The sequence below is a fragment of the Microvirga sp. P4_A5 genome, assembly GCF_056402495.1.
In genome coordinates, this window is record NZ_JBFUHH010000007.1 from 57,854 (window position 1) to 75,464 (window position 17,611).

The following is a 17,611-nucleotide window of genomic DNA, read 5'->3' on the forward strand; positions in this document are numbered from 1 at the left end:
GCGCAGCATCACGCCTCCGCTTCCTCACCGTCAACCCGCCGGGACGAACCCCATTCGTTCAGGACCGCGTTCATGTCGTCGAGCACGAAGAAACGCGCGCTCTCGGCATCGTATCCGTCGTCGAGGAGGGCATCGTAATCCGTCAGGCGATGGCGGATGTAGGAGACCAGGGAAAGCCAGGCCGCGGCATCTGGCAACGCGGTCCGCAAACCCCGGCTGACGAGGGCGTGGTCGGTAACGGCTTCGAATTCATGACGAGGAATGCGCGGCGCCAGAACGCGGACTGCGCTTTCAATGGCTTCCCGCCGGTTCATGGTTCGACCCGCACACCAATCCAGACTGGCCATGTCGCATCCGTGACGTTCGCCATGAGGTTGGACCAGGGAACGTCCGACGCCAAGAAGCCGCGTTGAAGTCTCCACGGCAATTTTGCGTCAGGCCGACCGGGCGGCTAGCCTCCATACGTGATCGTGACCCGGTCAGCCGCGTCCCGGGCCGCGTTGCGAGCCGCCTCCGTCGTCTCCGACAGGGCGAGCGCGACACCCATGCGACGATAGGGCCGCGTCGTCGGCTTGCCGAAGATCCGGACCTCGACCTCGGACCCTTCCGCGCCCCGCAGCGCGTCGGCAAGCCCGGTGACGGTGAAATCATCGGCGTCCCGATCGGCGAGAATGACGGCGGATGCGGAGGGTCCGTGGAGCGTGACGCCGGGAATCGGCAATCCCAGGATGGCGCGGACGTGAAGATCGAACTGCGAAAGATTCTGCGAGATGAGCGTGACCATGCCGGTGTCGTGCGGCCGGGGTGACAATTCGGAGAAGATCACCTCGTCCTTGGCCACGAAAAACTCGACGCCGAAAACGCCATAGCCACCAAGGTTATCGACGACCTTGGCGGCCATTTCCTTCGCGTCGTCGAGGGCTTTCCGGGTCATGGCGACCGGTTGCCACGATTCCCGATAATCGCCCCGTTCCTGCCGGTGACCGACCGGCTCGCAGAATTTGACGCCGTCCCGCGTTCGGACGGTCAGCAGGGTGATTTCGTAATCAAACGGCACGAATTCCTCGACGATCACCTTCCGGCGATCTCCACGCATGTTGCCGACCGCGTCGTCCCACGCCTTTTCGAGATCGTCCGCATGGCGCACGGTGCTCTGCCCTTTGCCCGAGGACGACATGACCGGCTTGATGACGCAGGGCAGGCCCGTGAACGACGCGCCGGCCAGAACCTCCTCGAGGCTTTCCGCGTAACGATAGCGGGAGGTTCGCAAACCAAGCTCGGCCGCCGCGACGTCGCGAATGCGATCGCGATTCATCGTCATATAGGTGGCGCGCGCCGAAGGCACGACCGCGTAGCCCTCGGCCTCGACCTCCTGCAGGACCTCCGTTCTGATCGCCTCCACTTCGGGCACGATATAGTCCGGACGATGCTTGTGGATGACAGCGCGCAGGGCCTCGGCATCCAGCATCGAAAAAACCTCGGCCTCGTCGGAGACCTGCATCGCGGGCGCCGCCGGATAGGCATCGCACGCCACGACGTAACAGCCATACCGCTTGGCCGAGATTGCGAATTCCTTGCCCAGCTCGCCGGAGCCGAGGAGCAGGATCTTTGCGGTGAAAACCATGGCGGGGTCCATCTTGTGCGAGACGCCAGACGCTTACCAAGAAACGGCGTGGCCCGCGAAGAAAACGTTCGAGCGACCCGCTACCCGCAGAAATCCTAAACCGCCACCGGGGCCTTGATGTAGGGGTGCGATTGGTAGTCCAGGATCTCGAAATCGTCGAAACGGTAATCGTCGATCGAGGCCGGCCGGCGCTTCAGATGCAGCCTCGGCAGCGGATAGGGCTCCCGAGACAATTGCAATTGCACCTGGTCCAGATGGTTCGAATAGATGTGCGTGTCGCCCCCGGTCCAGACGAAGTCTCCGACCTCCAAGCCGCATTGATCCGCGACCATGTGAACGAGCAGGGCGTAGCTGGCAATATTGAAGGGAACGCCCAGGAATACGTCAGCCGAACGCTGATAGAGCTGGCATGACAGCCGCCCTTCGGCCACGTAGAACTGAAACAGGCAATGGCAGGGCGCCAGCGCCATCTTGTCGATCTCGCCGGGGTTCCAGGCGGACACGATGAGGCGGCGCGAATCGGGATTGCGCTTGATCTCCGCGATCACCCCCTGGATCTGGTCGACGGTTGTCCCGTCGGCTTTCGGCCAGGACCGCCACTGACGGCCGTAGACGGGTCCGAGATCGCCGTGTTCGTCCGCCCATTCGTCCCAGATCGTGACGCCGTTCTCCCGCAGGTAACGGATATTGGTGTCGCCTTTGAGGAACCACAGCAATTCGTGGATGATCGAGCGCAGATGGAGCTTCTTCGTCGTCACCAAGGGAAATCCGCCGGCCAGATCGAATCGCATCTGGTGTCCGAAAACGGACAAAGTTCCGGTCCCCGTGCGGTCGTCCTTGCGGACACCCTCGGCGAGAATTCGGCGCAGCAGATCGTGATAGGCTTGCATTTCAGGCTCCTTGGCCGATCATAGGCCGCGCGGCAAGGTGTGTCCGAGGGGCCATTTCGTCCTCCGGCGATTTTTCCCCCGCTCTTTCAAAATGGTCTGGTGCTTCCTATAATCATGTGTCCGATCGCTGGATCTATCGGGGCGCCGAGGCTATCGGTCAATCTCATCGGAAACCGGGCACCACCCGGACCTTTTCTATTATCCTTTCCAAAGGCTGCCGCATGGCGAACAAAGACCTTATCCGGTACGATCTTCTGGTACAGGACGCACTCAAGGGCGTCGTGCGCCGCGTGCTGATCGATGCCGGCAAGGAGGGCCTGCCTGGCGAACATCATTTCTATATCTCGTTTCGGACGGATTTTCCCGGGGTTCGGATCTCGAACCGCCTGCGCGAAAAATACCCGCAGGAGATGACGATCGTGATGCAGCACCAGTTCTGGGACCTGATCATCACCGAACACACCTTCGAGGTCGGCTTGTCCTTCTCGGGCGTGCCGGAGAAATTGCTCATCCCGTTCGACGCCCTGACGGGCTTCTTCGATCCCTCCGTGCAGTTTGGGCTGAAGTTCGATTCGCCCGAAGGCGAGGACGAAGACGAAGAGGCTTCCCCGCCGATGCCGGAAGCCCGCGACAGCTCCGATCCCGTGGCATTGAAGGCTCCCCGCAAGGGCCAGGGCAGCGACAAGAAGGTCGAGCCCAAAAAGGCGCCTCGCGCGGCCCCCGAGGCAGCGGAGCTTTCGGACGAGTCGGAGAAATCCGCCGCGGACAAGCCGGCATCCGATGCCGATTCGAGCACCGCGCAAGTTGTGAGCCTGGACGCATTCCGCAAGAAAAATTAATCCACACGGAAGCATGCGCCGGCCGCCGTCTTCCCCACCACCGAAACTGAAAACGGGGAGGCCGTCCTGAAAGTTCTGCGCGCCAGCAGCTCGATTGATTTCGGAACGTTGTTCGACGCGAGCCCGAACCCGTACGTGTTGCTGTCGCCCGGCCTCACCATCGTGGGAATGAACGACGCGTATCTGCGGGTCACCATGCGCAGCCGCGAGGAGATCCTCGGCAAGAACATGTTTGAGGCCTTTCCCGGAACGCCGGATGAGTTGGGTCGCATCAATGTCGCGCAATTGCAGGAATCGCTGGCCCGTGTGTTGCGGGACCGCGTACCTGACCACATTCCGCTGATTCAATACGACATCCCGCGCCCTGACGGCGGCGGCTTCGAGGAGCGTTACTGGAGCGCCACGCACACTCCGGTTTTCGACGATGCCGGCGATCTCGCCTACATCCTGCAGCACACGGTCGATGTCACGGAGTTGCACCACCTGCGACAGGCACGACGGTACCAGGGTGGTGGAGCCTCAGCCCTCGTGGAGGCCGGCATCCTCAACCGGGCGCGGGCTGTCCAGGAGCAAAACGAGGTCCTCTCGGAGGAACGCCAGCATCTGAGACGATTGTTTGAGCAAGCGCCCGGATTCACCGCGGTGCTGAGTGGACCCGACCATGTCTTCGAAATGGCCAATGCCGCCTATGTAGAGGTCGTGGGCAATCGCGACATCCTCGGCAAACCGGTGAGCGAAGCGCTGCCGGAAGTCGCCTCGCAAGGTTTCATTGCGCTTTTGGACCGGGTGTTCGCCAGCGGCCAACCCTTCGTGGGACGCGGCGTGCGGCTATTCCTGCGCGCTGGCGAATCCCAGCAGCCATCGGAGCGCTTTCTCGATTTTGTCTATCAGCCGATCCACGATGAACAAGGCAAGACCGTCGGCATCTTCGTGCTGGGCAACGACATCACCGACCAGAAGCGCGTCGAGGACGAGCTTCGCGATTACCGGGAGCATCTGGAGCGATTGGTCGAGGACCGCACCAAGGCGCTCGAGGAAAGCGAGACCCATCGTCGTCAGGCCCAGAAAATGGAAGCGATCGGGCAACTGACCGGCGGCGTCGCGCACGACTTCAACAACCTGCTCGCCATCGTCATCGGCAATGTGGAACTCGCGAACAAGCGCGTGACCGACCCGAAAGTGAAGAGCCTTTTGGGAAATGCGCTGCAGGCCGGCGAACGCGGTGCGAAGCTGACGCGGCAATTGCTCGCATTCGCACGACAGCAGGCGCTCTCGCTGGAGCCCACCGACATCGTGCAGGCGGTCCACGGGATGCAGGACCTCCTGCTTCGCACGATCGGACCCAGCATCGAAATCGTCACGGAGCTCGCAAGTGACCTTTGGCCGGTGCTCACCGACCGCAACCAGCTTGAAGTTGCCCTTCTGAACCTCGCCATCAACGCGCGCGACGCGATGCCCGCCGGCGGACGGTTGATCATCGCGGCGCAGAACGCGAACCCGGGCGAATTACCGGGCGATCTGAGCGAAGGCGAATATGTGCGCATTTCCGTCAGGGATACCGGGATCGGAATTCCCGAAGCCTTGCGCACGAAGGTCTTCGAGCCCTTTTTCACCACCAAGGATCTCGGCAAGGGAACGGGGCTCGGGCTCAGCCAGATCTACGGTTTCGTGAAACAGCAAGGCGGCTCGGTGCAACTCGAAAGCCAGACCGGAATCGGCACCGAGGTGTCGCTCTTCCTGCCGCGAACGATCATCCAGCCGCTTCCAGAGGCGGCCAAGCCCGCGGCGGAAAGCGCCATGTCCCTGCATGCGCGCATCCTGGTGATCGATGACGATACCGGCGTGCGAAATTTCGTCGTCGAAAGCCTGCGCGAGGCAGGCTGCCACGTGGCAGAGGCGAGACACGGGGCGGAAGGACTAGACGTACTGGACCGCGATCCGACGATCGAGAGCGTGGTGGTCGATTACGCCATGCCGTTCCTCGACGGGCTGGGCTTCATCGAAGCCGCGCGGAAAAAGCGTCCCGACCTTCCGATCATCCTGATGACCGGCTTTGCGGATGCCGAGCGGCTCAATGAAACGCGCCTGAAGGTCATACCCACCATCCTGAAGCCATTCACGCTCGACGTGCTGATGACGACCCTGCGTCAGGCGATGGCCAACCGATACGCTACGGCGCACGCGTCCTCTGGCTGAGCTGCATCCGCAAGCCGTTGCGCGGTCGAAGCGTGATGCGATGGATGGGTTCGACAACGTGACCCCGCACGAGGTCGAGGCGAATGGCCCGCACGATGCTCGCGAGCACGATGACCGCTTCCTGCAGCGCAAAGCTCGCTCCGATGCAGACCCGTGGCCCTGCGCCGAAGGGCAGGTAGGCAAATCTGTCGATCACCCCCCGTGCCTCCGGGAGAAACCGCTCGGGCCGAAAAGCGTCCGGCTCGCTCCACAGGCTGTGGTGCCGATGGAGGACATAGGGCGCTACAGTCACCACGGTGCCGGCATCGATCCGGTGACCGCCGATCTCGTCGTCCGCAATCGCGGCACGGCTCAGAAACGGGGCCGGCGGATATAGGCGCATGGCCTCGTCGAGGACCGCGCGGGTGTAGGTCAGTTTTTCCAGATGCCCGGCCTGGATCCTGTCGGCACCGAGGACGGCATCGACCTCCGCCTCGATCCGGCGTCGCACCCGCTCGTCCTGGGATATGAGATAGATCGACCACGACAGCGCGTTGGCGGTGGTCTCGTGCCCAGCACCGATGAAGGTCACGATGTTGGCATTGACATCGAGGTCGCTCAGGCCCTTCCCGGTCTCCGGATCGGACGCTTCGAGCAAGAGGGTGAGGAGATCCCGAGGTGCGGGCTGCCCGCTCGCCAGCAACACCTTGCGGGCCGCGATGAGGTCCCGCACCATCTCCTCGAAAAACCGGATCGCCGGCCGTGCCCGGAGACGACCGATCCGGGGCACCCACGGCGGAAGCCCGAAAATATCCACCGGGTCGATGCGGCCGAGCCCTTCGAAATAGCGGGTGATTGCTCGCCCGAGGGCGTCTGGATTTCGGGAAATGCCGGCGGTGAAGATCGTGCGCTCGAGGACGTCCAGGGTGACGCGGGTCATGTCCAGCGACACATCCACCACCCGCCCGTCCGGCCGACGCTGCCAGCGCCGCACCAGACGCTCGGCAGCATCCACCATCGCGGGGAAGAAAGTCGCTACGGTCCGAGGATTGAACAAGGGCGCGATGGTCCGGCGCTGGAGGCGCCATTCGTCACCCTCGGCCGTCAGCAGCCCTCGCCCCAGGCCCGGGGCCAGGATACGGAGCTGGAGGTCGTCTTTTCGATAATTCGCCGCGTTGTCGACAAGGACATGCCGGATGATAGCGGGGTCGTTGACCACCATGATGCGTCCCAGAACACCCTCGCCGGAGACGACCTTTTCGCGGAAATGCCGCTCCGTCCAAGTCGTGAGGGGGTCGCGTCGGAGGGCGAGGAGGAAACCCAGAAGTCCCGGCGGTTCCTCCCGGGGTTTGGGCGCCGGGGGATGGAAGGCAGGGATCGGGAGCGTATCGGTCATCAGCTTTTGCAGCCCCCGTATGTGTCTTCGGTGTTGCGACGCGTCCAAGTTGAGATAAGAACAGCCAACCGTATGGAAAGAGGTCAGGATGTCGCCGTCAACTCGCACCGAAACAGATACCTTCGGCCCCATCGAGGTCCCTGCCGACAAGCTCTGGGGCGCCCAGACCCAGCGCTCCATTCAGAATTTCCGCATCGGCGGCGAGCGAATGYCGACCGCGCTCGTGCACGCTCTCGCGCTCGTCAAGCAGGCCTCGGCCCTCGTGAACAAGGATCTGGGCAAACTCGACGAAAGGTTGGCCGACGCCATCTCGACCGCGGCGGCCGACGTCGTCCAGGGCAAGTTCGACGACGAATTCCCCCTGGTGGTCTGGCAGACCGGCTCGGGCACCCAATCCAACATGAACATGAACGAGGTCCTCTCCAACCTCGCCAACGAGCGTCTCGGGGACTCGCGGGGCAGCAAGAAGCCCGTCCATCCCAACGACCACGTCAATATGGGCCAATCCTCGAACGACGTCTTTCCGTCCGCCATGCACATCGCGGCGGCGCGGGAAATCGAGCACCGGCTGCTTCCGTCCCTTCGTCACTTGCACCGCGCCCTGAACGAGAAGGCCGTGGCGTTCAAGGATATCGTCAAGATCGGCCGCACGCACCTGCAGGACGCCACGCCCGTCACCCTGGGCCAGGAATTCTCCGGCTACGCCATGCAGATCGAGCTTGCGATCGGCCGGATTCAGTCGACGCTGCCGGGTCTCTATGCGCTGGCGCAGGGCGGTACGGCGGTAGGCACCGGCCTCAATGCGCATCCTGAATTCGCCGAGCGGTTCGCCCGCAAGGTCACGGAATTGACCTCTCTCCCGTTCGTATCGGCCGAGAACAAGTTCGAGGCGCTGGCGTCCAATGACGCGCTGGTGTTCACCCACGGAGCTCTCGCGAGTCTCTCGACCGGCATGTTCAAGATCGCCAACGACATCCGCCTGATGGGTTCGGGCCCGCGTTCGGGCCTTGGCGAGATCTCCCTGCCGGAGAACGAGCCCGGCTCGTCGATCATGCCCGGGAAGGTCAACCCGACGCAGGCGGAAGCCATTACCATGCTGTGCGCGCAGGTCGCGGGCAATCAGACCACGGTCACGTTCGCCGGCAGCCAGGGGCATTTCGAGCTTAACGTCTTCAAGCCGGTCATCATCACCGCCGTCCTGCAATCCATCCGGCTGCTGGCCGATGGCGCGGTCAGCTTCACGGACCATTGCGTCGTGGGTATCCAGCCGAATCTCGAGCGCATCGGCGATCTCATGCAGCGCTCCCTCATGCTGGTGACCGCGCTCGCGCCCAAGATCGGGTACGACCAGGCCGCCGCGATCGCGAAATCGGCCCACAAGAACGGCACCACCTTGAAGGAAGAGGCGCTGAAATCCGGGAGCGTGACGGCGGAGGAATTCGACGCCATCGTGCGGCCCGAGACCATGCTGTCGCCGCAGTGAAGGTGCTGTGACGATCGATGACCGAGATCGTGAACCTGCGCTTGGCGCGCAAGAAGAAAGCGCGGGCCGATCAAGAAAATCGGGCCGCGCAAAACCGCGTCGCATTCGGCCGCACCAAGGCTGAGCGCGATGCGGCAAAAGCCGAGCAGACCATCGCTGACCGCCGTCTCGATCTGCACCGTCTCGACGACGAGAAGAAGTGATGGCCATTGCCAGCGGGAGCGGGATTCTGAAACGATCCGTTGCGGTCGCGGGCCATCGCACCAGCGTTTCGCTCGAAGAACCATTCTGGGATATCTTGCGGGAAATCGCCGAACAGGAAGTGATTTCCGTACAGGGATTGATCGCGCGCATCGACGCCGAGCGCGACAATCAGAACCTGTCGTCGGCGATCCGCGTTTTCATCGTCAACCGTCTCAAAACCGAGATCAGCCGCCTGGCCGCACCTGAATTGCCGGTGGAGGGGTCAGCTCCACGGGCGGGGTGAGCGGCGGCATGACGAACGGTGACGGTGCCTGGGTTTCCGGCGCCTGCTGTTTCTGCTGTTCGGCCTGCAGGCGTTCGGCTTCCCGGCGGGCCTGCTCGGCCTCTTCCTTGATCCGCGCTTGACGCGCGGCTTCGTCCGCGGCGGCCTTCGCCTTCAGACGCTCGGCCTCCTGCCTCGCCTGGAACTGCCGTTGTCTCTCGGCAGCGGCTTTTTCAAACGCCTCAATCTTTTCCAGCTCGCGCTTGAGCACGATGGCCGCAAGTCCGTTCCGGAACGGACTCACGTCGATTTCCCGCGATGGCGCAGCCCCGGCGCTTTTCCACGCAAGCCCGATTGCCGGCGGAGCGCCCGTCCATTCCGGCGGCGCCGCGCGGGCGGCCAGCGACCCTCTTGCATCGAGCATCAGCGTCTTGAGGTCGAACGTCACCGTTCCCCGCCACGTGGAGGGCCCCGTCTCGACGACAAAGGGTGAGAGCCGCAATCCACCTCCGATCAAGGCCGCCGAGGTGGTGATGCTGGACGCAGTGAGCGGTGCGCGATTGAGTTCAGCCGCAATCACCGTTTCGGCACGCCCTGCGACGAGAGGCTCGCTTTCGGCGAGGAGCACCTTGCTCGCCCGATCAAGCGCTGCCGGATCCGTTTCGGGAACCTTCAGGCCAGCGACCGTCCAATCGCCGGAGCCACCCAGATTGGAGACCAGCGCCGCCAGGGTTTCGCCGGACGTGCCGAACTTCAAGCCACCTGACAACCGGGCCTCGAAGGGTGAAGCCGTCAGCGCCGAGAGAGGCACGTCCTGCAGCGCCCCCTCACCGACGATCGACGCGAGCGAGCCCTGCCGCGTGATCGTGGCCGAGCCGGTCAGTTTGCCGGAGCCGAGCACCGTGTCGAGATTGCGAATGCTGACGCCCTCTTGCGTCGCCTCGAGAAAGAAGCTCGCGCGTGTCGCGCGTAGATTTCGGCCCAGATCGAGCGTACCGGCGCGAACCGTCACCTCCCCGCCTCGAACGAGGCGCGCGCTTTGGCCAAATCTCACCGTCGACCAGATGGCGTTTGCATCAGGAACCCCGGGAGTATTCAACGCCAGCGTCGTCGCGAGCCAGGGAAGCGAAAGCTTGTCGAGAGAAATCTCGCCGCTGATATCCTCGCGCGAGCGCGCCGCGAGCCTCGCCTGAACTTTGCTGTCCGCGACCTGACCCCGAATATCCAGCAGCGTCGCATCGCGCTCCCGTCCTAACGTGACCTGCGCCTTCACGGGTACGGGTGGCGAGACGCCCGCGCCATCGCCGAGCAGCAGAAGAAACGGCGTGATGTCGCTCGTCTCGATCTCGGCAGCTCCGCTATCGACCACGTCATCATCCACTGTCAGCGTAAACGGCCTGGCCGTCGTGACTTTCGCGCCGCCGACATTCCCTTCGAGCGTGACATTGAATTGCCCCGACCCCAGGCGGATGCCGCGCAGGGCGATCCGAGACGGGCGATTGAGCGATGGCACGTCCGACCGTTCGACCCAGCGAGCGGTGTTGGTCGTGGCCAACGTCACGTCGAGCTTCTCGGTCCGTCCGTCGAGGGAATCGACCTGTCCGTCGAAATCGCCGCCCGCCGCCGTGCCACGGGCTGTCGTGCGAAGGCGGGTTTCGGCCTTGCCCGAAGGCGCAGCGACTCGCTCCGTCACGACGTCGAGATCGAGCTCGCCGTCGCGCAGGAAGGGCGGCACGAGCTTCGACAACCCGCCGATCCAAACGCTGCCCATCAGATCCACCAACGGCGCCGCTCGTTCGGCCGTCACCTTGCCGGCAATGCGCCCGGAGCCATCGGGTGCGATGCGGCCGCTGACTTTCGCGTTCGCCCCTGCGAGGTTGACGATATCGAGAGATTCGACGAGGAGAGCCGGGCCGTCCGACAGGATCCGCGCGCCGATGCGCCCGTTCCCCGGTCGGTTGCCGGTGGTGACTCCACGCGCATCGAGGATGAAGCCCACATCCATGTTCTGCGTCGCCTCGAACACGCTGGACACGCGGGGAAGCTGGTCCAGATTGAGGTTCTGGATCGCCACTTGCGCTTCCAGTTTCGCCCGCTCGCTGCCTTCTGGCGCAGTGTAGCGCAGATTGCCGGTCATCACCGCGTCGCCGGTTTTCACCCGCAGACGATTGAAGGACGTGACGGGCGAAACGAACGCGACGTCGGACGACATCTCGAAGGGCCGGCCGTCGAGCACCCGCAGGAAGGGCGAGCGGAGATTCAGCCGGTCGAGATATCGCGCGAACCGATCCGACGTTTTCGACTGCAGGGCAATCTTGCCCTCGGTGCCTCCGCGCGCACCAAGGCCTGCCGTGCCCTCCATCGCGACCCGGGTCTCGCCCGGAGCCGTGAATTCGAACAGATTGATCCGGGCCCGCCCGCGGTCGAGGGACAGTCGGGCGATCGCGTTCGACAGGTCCTCCTGACCGAGCCCGATGCTGTCGATCTTCAAGTCCAGGTCGACCGGAACGACGAATTTCGGCACTGACCATTCCCGGAAGCGGCTCTTGAAGTCCTGCCCACTCGCCGAGAGGATGAAGCTGTCGGCATCGAGCCTGCGACCTTCTAGCCGCAGGGACACTCGCGGCTCGGCGATCTGGACGCTGCCCTGCCCTGACATCCGAAGGCTCGCGCCCCCTTCCCCCGCCTCGAGCGAAACAGGGTCGAGCACGATCAGCCCATTATTCGCTTTGAACTCGGCCTCCAGAGCAATGGGAATGGGGATCCCCGCCGCCGCGACCTGCGCGGGCGGGCCGAAGAGCAGTTTGGCCTTGCCAGTCATGCTCAAAGCCCCGTCGTCGGCCGCCGTGAACGAAACCTTGGCGTCGATATCGAAGCGAGGGTGATTATCCCCGCCGCCTGCGAGCTTGGCCTGAATGGTCTTGTCGGGCGCCAATTCGCCCGTAATCAGTCGAAACGCGACGCCGCCCGTGCTTCCCTCGACGCGCCAGGGGCCAATCAGCTTTTGGCCTTCGATGGAGACGTTTTCGGCAAAGAACTGGTCGGTGCGGCCGGTGTTCGGCATCTGCGTGGTGACGAGAAACTGGCCGATTTTCAGCCCTTCGATCGCCCATTCGCGCCCGCGCGCGCCGCCGTTCAGGAGATCGGACGGCAGATTCCAGCTTCCGTCCGGCGAGACCGACACGTTGATGTCGGCCCGACCGATCCGCGTTTCCAGAAACCGCACTTCGCCCCGCATCAGCGGCGTGAGGGCCAGTTCGGCCCAAACGAGATCGGCGGTCAGCGTGGGCGAATCCGCCGTCTTGCCCCCAAGACGCAAGCGATCCAGGCGGATGCGCGGAGTCGGAAGCAAACGGATTCCGATAGCGCCTTCGGTTTTTGCCTCGGTTCCCGAGGCGCGGGAAATCAGCCGGTCAACACTCTCGCGATGATCCTGCCAATCGATGAGCGGCGGAGCTGCCACGGCCACCGCCAGGATCACGATCACGATGGAGGCGATAATCGTCAGGATGTCGCGCAAGAGGCGGCCTTTTCTCCGTTTCGCTGCCGGTTCTTTATCCCATGTGACCGAAGAACGGGAGCGCCCCGCTGCCTCCCTCCACCGTCAAAGCGCAACGATCTTACCCGGGTTCATGATGTTGTGCGGATCGAGGGCGCGTTTCAAGGAGCGCATGACATCGAGGGCCGCCCGCCCATGCTCGATTTCAAGATATTTCATCTTCTTCTGGCCGACGCCGTGCTCTCCCGTGCAGGTGCCTTCCATGGCGAGCGCTCGCCGAACGAGGCGATCCACGAACGCCTCGCAGGCTTCCACCTCGGCCGGATCGTCGGTGTTCACAAGCGGTTGAACGTGGAAATTTCCGTCGCCCACATGCCCGACGATGGGGGCGATCAGCCCGCAGGCCTCGATGTCCCGCTTGGTTTCATCGACGCATTCGGCCAGCCGGGAGATCGGCACGCAGACATCGGTCGCGACCGATTCGGCGCCCGGCCGCAACCCACGCGCGGCCCAGTAGGCATCGTGCCGGGCCTGCCACAGCTTCGAACGGTCCTCCGGCTTGGTCGCCCAATCGAAGGGCCCCCCGGCGAATTCCGCCGCGATTTCGCCGAAGCGTTCCGCCTGTTCCTGTACCCCCGCCACCGATCCGTGGAATTCGAGCAGCAGGAGCGGGCTTTCTGGAAGCGTCAGTTTCGAATGAAGGTTGACCGCCCGCACCTGAACCTCGTCGAGCAGCTCGATCCGCGCCACCGGAATCCCGGTCTGGATCGTCATGATGACGGCGTCGCAGGCCGCTTTGACGCTCGGGAACGGGCAGATACCTGCCGAAATGGCCTCCGGAATGCCGTGCAGCTTCAGGGTGATTTCGGTGATGACTCCGAGCGTGCCCTCCGAGCCGATGAAGAGACGGGTGAGATCGTAGCCGGCGGAGCTCTTCTTGGCGCGGCTCGCGGTCTTGACGATCTCGCCGTCGGGCATGACCACGGTGAGGCAAAGGACCGCATCCTTCATGGTGCCGTAGCGAACCGCATTGGTGCCGGAGGCGCGCGTTGCCGTCATCCCGCCGATGGAAGCGTCAGCACCGGGATCAATGGGAAAGAACAGCCCCTTGTCGCGCAGGTGCTCGTTCAGCTCCTTGCGGGTGACCCCCGCCTCGACGGTGCAGTCGAGATCCTCCTCGTGGACCGCCAGGATGCGTTTCATCAGGCTCAGATCGATCGAGACGCCTCCCGACGGGGCATTCACGTGTCCCTCGAGGGACGTGCCGGTCCCGAACGGAACGACCGGGACGTCATGGGCCGCGCAGAGCTTGACGATGTCCGAGACCTCTTCGGTCGTGCGCGGATAGACCACGAGATCGGGGGGCTGGTTCTTGACCCAGGTCAGGGTATGGCCGTGCTGCTCGCGCACGGCGGCCGATGCGACGAGCCGGTCGCCGAGGGTTTCGGACAGCGTGCCCGACAGCGTTGCTAAGACCTCGGCGGACGGTCGGGACCGAATTTGACGATGGGACGGGTTCATTTCTGCTTCAGCTGAGAGTGGGATGCTCGTTATCCATACCTACCAGAACCGTTGCAAAGGCAACACTTGGGGCGAAAATCGCTTCAATCGGCGATGGATCGCCGCGCAATGTGTGCTAGTGTTTCGTTTCATCCTGGGACAGAGAGGATCCGGTGATCGGATTGGCAAGAGAACGCAGGTCATGAAAGAGCGGGCTCCGGTCTTCTTTTTCGCACCGTTCGTGTCGTCCGCGATGGAGGTTTCTCCGGCGTGGATCGACTATAACGGGCACATGAACGTGGCTTATTTCCACGTTTTCTTCGATCGCGCCCTCGAAGAGGCCCTCGGTTTGCTGGGATTGGGCGAGGATTATCTGGTGGAGCGCCAGGGCTCGTTTTTCATTGCCGAAACGCACACCCACTACAAGCGGGAGTTGCGGGTCTACGATCCCGTCCGCGTAACCGTGCAACTGCTCGGCGTCGATGAAAAACGGCTGCATGTCTACATGGAGCTTCGCCATGCGCGGGAAGGCTGGATCTCCGCCACGACCGAAAGCCTTGGCCTCCACATGGATATGAACGTCCGAAAGGTGGCGCCCTTCCCGGATGACATTCAGGCCAATATCGCCGTGATGAAAGCGTCTCATACGCGGCTGACGAAGCCGCCGACGCTCGGCAAGGTCATGGGTATTCCCACAAGCGGCACCGATCATGCGCTCCGCGAGCCGATCGCCGCCAACGGAACGCGCCACTAAACACGCGCCGACATCACCTCCCGGGCGCGGGGCTTGAGCTCGACAGCGCTGAACTTCTCGAAAAAGGCGCCGGTCGATCGCGCCCCTCATGCATTCTCAGCAGCCGATGGACCCCGCCGGGCAGTTGCGAATCCGCGCCGGGGGCGAGGGGTTGATCAGGTTCTGCTGCCGATCCAGGCGCTGGCGCAGTTGGTTGCTGTCGATCTGATATTGCTGCTCCCGCTGCAGCGCCCGCTGCTCCTGCTGGATCGAGCGGTTCAGCTCCCTCACCTGGCGCTCCGCCGGGGTGGTGCGCGGCAGACGCGTTTGCGCCGCGGCGGGCAGGACCAGACCCGAGACCACGCTCGACACAACGACAGCCGCCACCATGACACCACGCATCGGACGTCCCTTTCCGTATCTCCTCCACCATATGGGAAACCGTGGCGTTTCTGTCCAATGGGTACAGACCGCGACAGGACGTCCGTTTGCGGTTCGCGGGCATACCTGTGCCCTCGACGCCGTTCGCGTTTTGATCCATGGTCGCGCCAAATGAATCAGCCTGATCCAAGACCAGATCTACCCGAGGACCTCAGCCATACACCGGGATCCCAATCGCTCAGCGCTCGGGCGCGGGCGGCAGTCGCGCCGCAGACTCCCTACCTCTCGGGCCTCAATCCGGAGCAGCGGGCAGCGGTGGAGGCCACCGAGGGCCCGGTTCTGGTTCTGGCGGGCGCCGGCACGGGAAAGACGCGCGTGCTGACGACGCGCATCGCCCACCTGATCGCCACCGGCAAGGCGCGTCCTTTCGACATCCTGTCGGTCACGTTCACCAACAAAGCCGCCCGCGAGATGCGCGAACGTGTCGCGTCCCTGATCGGGCCGGTGGCCGAGGGGATGCAATGGCTCGGCACCTTCCACTCCATCGGCACCAAGATCCTGCGGCGTCACGCGGAGCTCGTCGATCTGCGCTCGGACTTCACGATCCTCGGGACCGACGATCAGCTGAGGCTGATGAAGCAGGTGATCGCGGCCGAGAATATCGACGAGAAGCGGTGGCCCGCGCGCCAGCTCGCATCCCTGATCGACGGCTGGAAAAACCGCGGTCTCGGGCCCCAGCAGGTCCCCGCCGGTGAAGCGGGGGCTTTCGCCAACGGCAAGGGCGGGCGGTTGTACTCGGCCTACCAGGAGCGCCTCAAAACCCTCAACGCCGCGGATTTCGGCGACCTTCTGCTGGAATGCCTCCGTTTGTGGCGCGAGCATCCCGATATCCTGGCGCAATACCAGAAGCGCTTCCGCTACATGCTGGTGGACGAGTATCAGGACACCAACGTCGCCCAATATCTCTGGCTGCGCTTGCTAGCGCAGGCGCACAGAAACCTGTGCTGCGTCGGCGACGACGACCAGTCGATCTATGGCTGGCGCGGAGCGGAGGTCGACAACATCCTGCGTTTCGAGCACGATTTCCCCGGCGCGACGGTCATCCGACTGGAGCGCAATTATCGCTCGACCGCCCACATCCTTTCGGCCGCGTCCGGCTTGATCGCCAAAAACCAGAGCAGGCTCGGCAAGACGTTGCGGACGGAGGACGAGCCCGGCGAAAAGGTGTCCATCACGGGCGCGTGGGATTCCGAGGAAGAGGCGCGCTTGATCGGCGAGGAGATCGAGGCGCTGCACAGCAAGCAGCATTCGCTGGCCGAAATGGCCATCCTCGTTCGGATCTCGGCGCAGATGCGTGAGATCGAGGATCGGCTCGTCACGCTCGGCGTGCCCTATCGGGTCATCGGCGGGCCCCGCTTTTATGAACGCGCCGAGATTCGCGATGCCTTCGCTTATCTGCGCTGCGTCAACCAGCCGGCGGACGATCTGGCGTTCGAGCGCATCATCAACGTGCCAAAGCGCGGGCTCGGCGACGCGACGATCCAGCTTCTGCACAACCATGCGCGCGCGGCCCGCGTGCCGATGATGGAGGCGGCCCGATTCCTCGTCGAGACGGACGAGCTGAAGCCCAAACCCCGCTCGACCCTGCGCGATCTGCTGATTTCTTTCGGACGCTGGTCAAAACTGTCCGAGACCATGACCCAATCCGATGTCGCCCAGACCGTGCTGGAGGAATCCGGATACACGGATATGTGGCAACGCGACAAATCGGCGGATGCTGCCGGGCGGCTCGAAAACCTCAAGGAGCTCGTCCGCTCCATGGAGGAATTCCCCGACCTCCAGAGCTTTCTCGAACATGTTTCGCTGGTGATGGAAGCCAACGATTCCGACACCACCGAGCGCGTCAGCCTCATGACGATGCACGCCGCCAAAGGGCTCGAATTCGACACCGTTTTCCTGCYCGGTTGGGAAGAGGGCTTGCTGCCGAACCAGCGCGCGCTGGACGAGAGCGGCCGTGCYGGCCTCGAGGAAGAGCGCCGCCTCGCACATGTGGGCATCACCCGCGCCAAGCGCCGGGCGAAGATCTATTTCGCGTCCAACCGCCGAATTCACGGCCTCTGGAATTCCACCATTCCGAGCCGGTYCGTGGACGATCTTCCGGAGAACGACGTGGAAATCGTCGAGGCGCCGGCGAACTTCTCTCATGGGGGCGCTTATGGCGGTGGCTCGCGGTTCGACCGCATGCCGGCCTTCAGCACGTCGTCCTACCAGACGCCGGGATGGCAGCGTGCGCAGGCCCGAAATGCCGGCCGCGACGACGGCTACTCCTCCCCTCGCCGGGGCGATCGCCGCGGGCCCATGGTGATCGATGGCGAACTGGTCGCCAAATCCGCAGGTCCCCCCTCCAGCTTCAGCAAAGGCGGGCGCGTGTTTCACACCAAGTTCGGCCCCGGCACCGTGGATGCCGTGGACGGAAACAAGCTGACGGTCGAGTTCGACAAGGCCGGGCGGAAGATGGTGCTCGACAGCTTCGTGGAAGCTTTGGGATAGGCTCTCGGCGGCCCCTAGCCACGCTCCGACAAGTATGGAACGATCCGGCCTCCACGGCGCTTCCGGAGAGGTCTC

Annotated in this window: 14 protein-coding genes; 7 read left to right on the forward strand and 7 right to left on the reverse strand. The window is 63.7% G+C overall.

Going from position 1 to position 17,611, the window contains the following annotated elements:
- Window positions 1-8 precede the first annotated feature (8 nt).
- From AC1DVM_RS04170 to thyA, 3 genes are all read right to left on the reverse strand, one after another.
- Window positions 9-347 carry a DUF2293 domain-containing protein gene (locus AC1DVM_RS04170; protein ID WP_477252273.1) on the reverse strand — a complete coding sequence of 113 codons (339 nt, stop codon included), beginning with the start codon at window positions 345-347 and terminating at the stop codon, window positions 9-11.
- A 104-nt stretch (window positions 348-451) separates the two neighbouring features.
- Entirely contained in the window at window positions 452-1,624 is a 1,173-nt protein-coding gene (gene purT / locus AC1DVM_RS04175; protein WP_477252274.1) for a formate-dependent phosphoribosylglycinamide formyltransferase, read from the reverse strand.
- A 95-nt stretch (window positions 1,625-1,719) separates the two neighbouring features.
- Window positions 1,720-2,514, reverse strand: a complete 795-nt coding sequence (thyA, locus tag AC1DVM_RS04180; protein WP_477252276.1) for a thymidylate synthase — start codon at window positions 2,512-2,514, stop codon at window positions 1,720-1,722.
- Window positions 2,515-2,735: 221 nt separating this feature from the next.
- Here thyA and AC1DVM_RS04185 point away from each other — a divergent pair, with 221 nt between their 5' ends.
- Window positions 2,736-3,353: an SspB family protein gene (locus AC1DVM_RS04185; RefSeq protein ID WP_477252277.1), complete on the forward strand. Its 618-nt coding sequence runs from the start codon at window positions 2,736-2,738 to the stop codon at window positions 3,351-3,353.
- A gap of 108 nt (window positions 3,354-3,461) precedes the next feature.
- The gene (locus tag AC1DVM_RS04190) at window positions 3,462-5,549 is read left to right on the forward strand and encodes a hybrid sensor histidine kinase/response regulator (protein ID WP_477252279.1); all 2,088 of its coding nucleotides are present in this window, start codon (window positions 3,462-3,464) and stop codon (window positions 5,547-5,549) included.
- On the opposite strand, the gene AC1DVM_RS04195 is transcribed toward AC1DVM_RS04190, so the two are convergent.
- Window positions 5,524-6,924 (reverse strand): cytochrome P450, encoded by a 1,401-nt coding sequence (locus tag AC1DVM_RS04195; RefSeq protein ID WP_477252281.1) that lies wholly within the window; start codon window positions 6,922-6,924, stop codon window positions 5,524-5,526. The two genes, AC1DVM_RS04190 and AC1DVM_RS04195, sit on opposite strands and share 26 nt — an antisense overlap.
- Before the next feature lie 88 nt (window positions 6,925-7,012).
- Between AC1DVM_RS04195 and fumC the strand changes: the two genes are divergently transcribed.
- The 3 genes from fumC to AC1DVM_RS04210 are packed head-to-tail and all read left to right on the forward strand — an operon-like array spanning window position 7,013 to window position 8,894.
- Entirely contained in the window at window positions 7,013-8,407 is a 1,395-nt protein-coding gene (gene fumC / locus AC1DVM_RS04200; protein ID WP_477252283.1) for a class II fumarate hydratase, read from the forward strand.
- Between the two features lie 17 nt (window positions 8,408-8,424).
- Window positions 8,425-8,610 (forward strand): DUF4169 family protein, encoded by a 186-nt coding sequence (locus AC1DVM_RS04205; protein WP_477252285.1) that lies wholly within the window; start codon window positions 8,425-8,427, stop codon window positions 8,608-8,610.
- Window positions 8,610-8,894: a ribbon-helix-helix domain-containing protein gene (locus AC1DVM_RS04210; RefSeq protein WP_477252287.1), complete on the forward strand. Its 285-nt coding sequence runs from the start codon at window positions 8,610-8,612 to the stop codon at window positions 8,892-8,894. The genes AC1DVM_RS04205 and AC1DVM_RS04210 overlap by 1 nt, the downstream gene beginning before the upstream one ends.
- Here AC1DVM_RS04210 and AC1DVM_RS04215 read toward each other — a convergent pair.
- Together AC1DVM_RS04215 and AC1DVM_RS04220 are read right to left on the reverse strand one after the other, a co-directional pair.
- The gene (locus tag AC1DVM_RS04215; protein WP_477252289.1) at window positions 8,836-12,393 is read right to left on the reverse strand and encodes an AsmA family protein; all 3,558 of its coding nucleotides are present in this window, start codon (window positions 12,391-12,393) and stop codon (window positions 8,836-8,838) included. The two genes, AC1DVM_RS04210 and AC1DVM_RS04215, sit on opposite strands and share 59 nt — an antisense overlap.
- An 84-nt stretch (window positions 12,394-12,477) precedes the next feature.
- Window positions 12,478-13,893, reverse strand: coding sequence for an FAD-binding oxidoreductase (locus AC1DVM_RS04220; protein WP_477252291.1), 1,416 nt, complete (start codon window positions 13,891-13,893; stop codon window positions 12,478-12,480).
- 181 nt (window positions 13,894-14,074) lie between these two features.
- On the opposite strand from AC1DVM_RS04220, the gene AC1DVM_RS04225 reads away from it, so the two are divergent.
- Window positions 14,075-14,626 carry a thioesterase family protein gene (locus AC1DVM_RS04225; RefSeq protein WP_477252293.1) on the forward strand — a complete coding sequence of 184 codons (552 nt, stop codon included), beginning with the start codon at window positions 14,075-14,077 and terminating at the stop codon, window positions 14,624-14,626.
- Between the two features lie 96 nt (window positions 14,627-14,722).
- Here AC1DVM_RS04225 and AC1DVM_RS04230 read toward each other — a convergent pair whose 3' ends face one another.
- Complete coding sequence (locus AC1DVM_RS04230) at window positions 14,723-15,007, reverse strand: hypothetical protein (protein ID WP_477252295.1); 285 nt, start codon at window positions 15,005-15,007, stop codon at window positions 14,723-14,725.
- A 150-nt stretch (window positions 15,008-15,157) separates the two neighbouring features.
- On the opposite strand from AC1DVM_RS04230, the gene AC1DVM_RS04235 reads away from it, so the two are divergent.
- Complete coding sequence (locus tag AC1DVM_RS04235) at window positions 15,158-17,536, forward strand: ATP-dependent helicase (protein ID WP_477252297.1); 2,379 nt, start codon at window positions 15,158-15,160, stop codon at window positions 17,534-17,536.
- The last annotated feature ends 75 nt before the right edge of the window (window positions 17,537-17,611 follow it).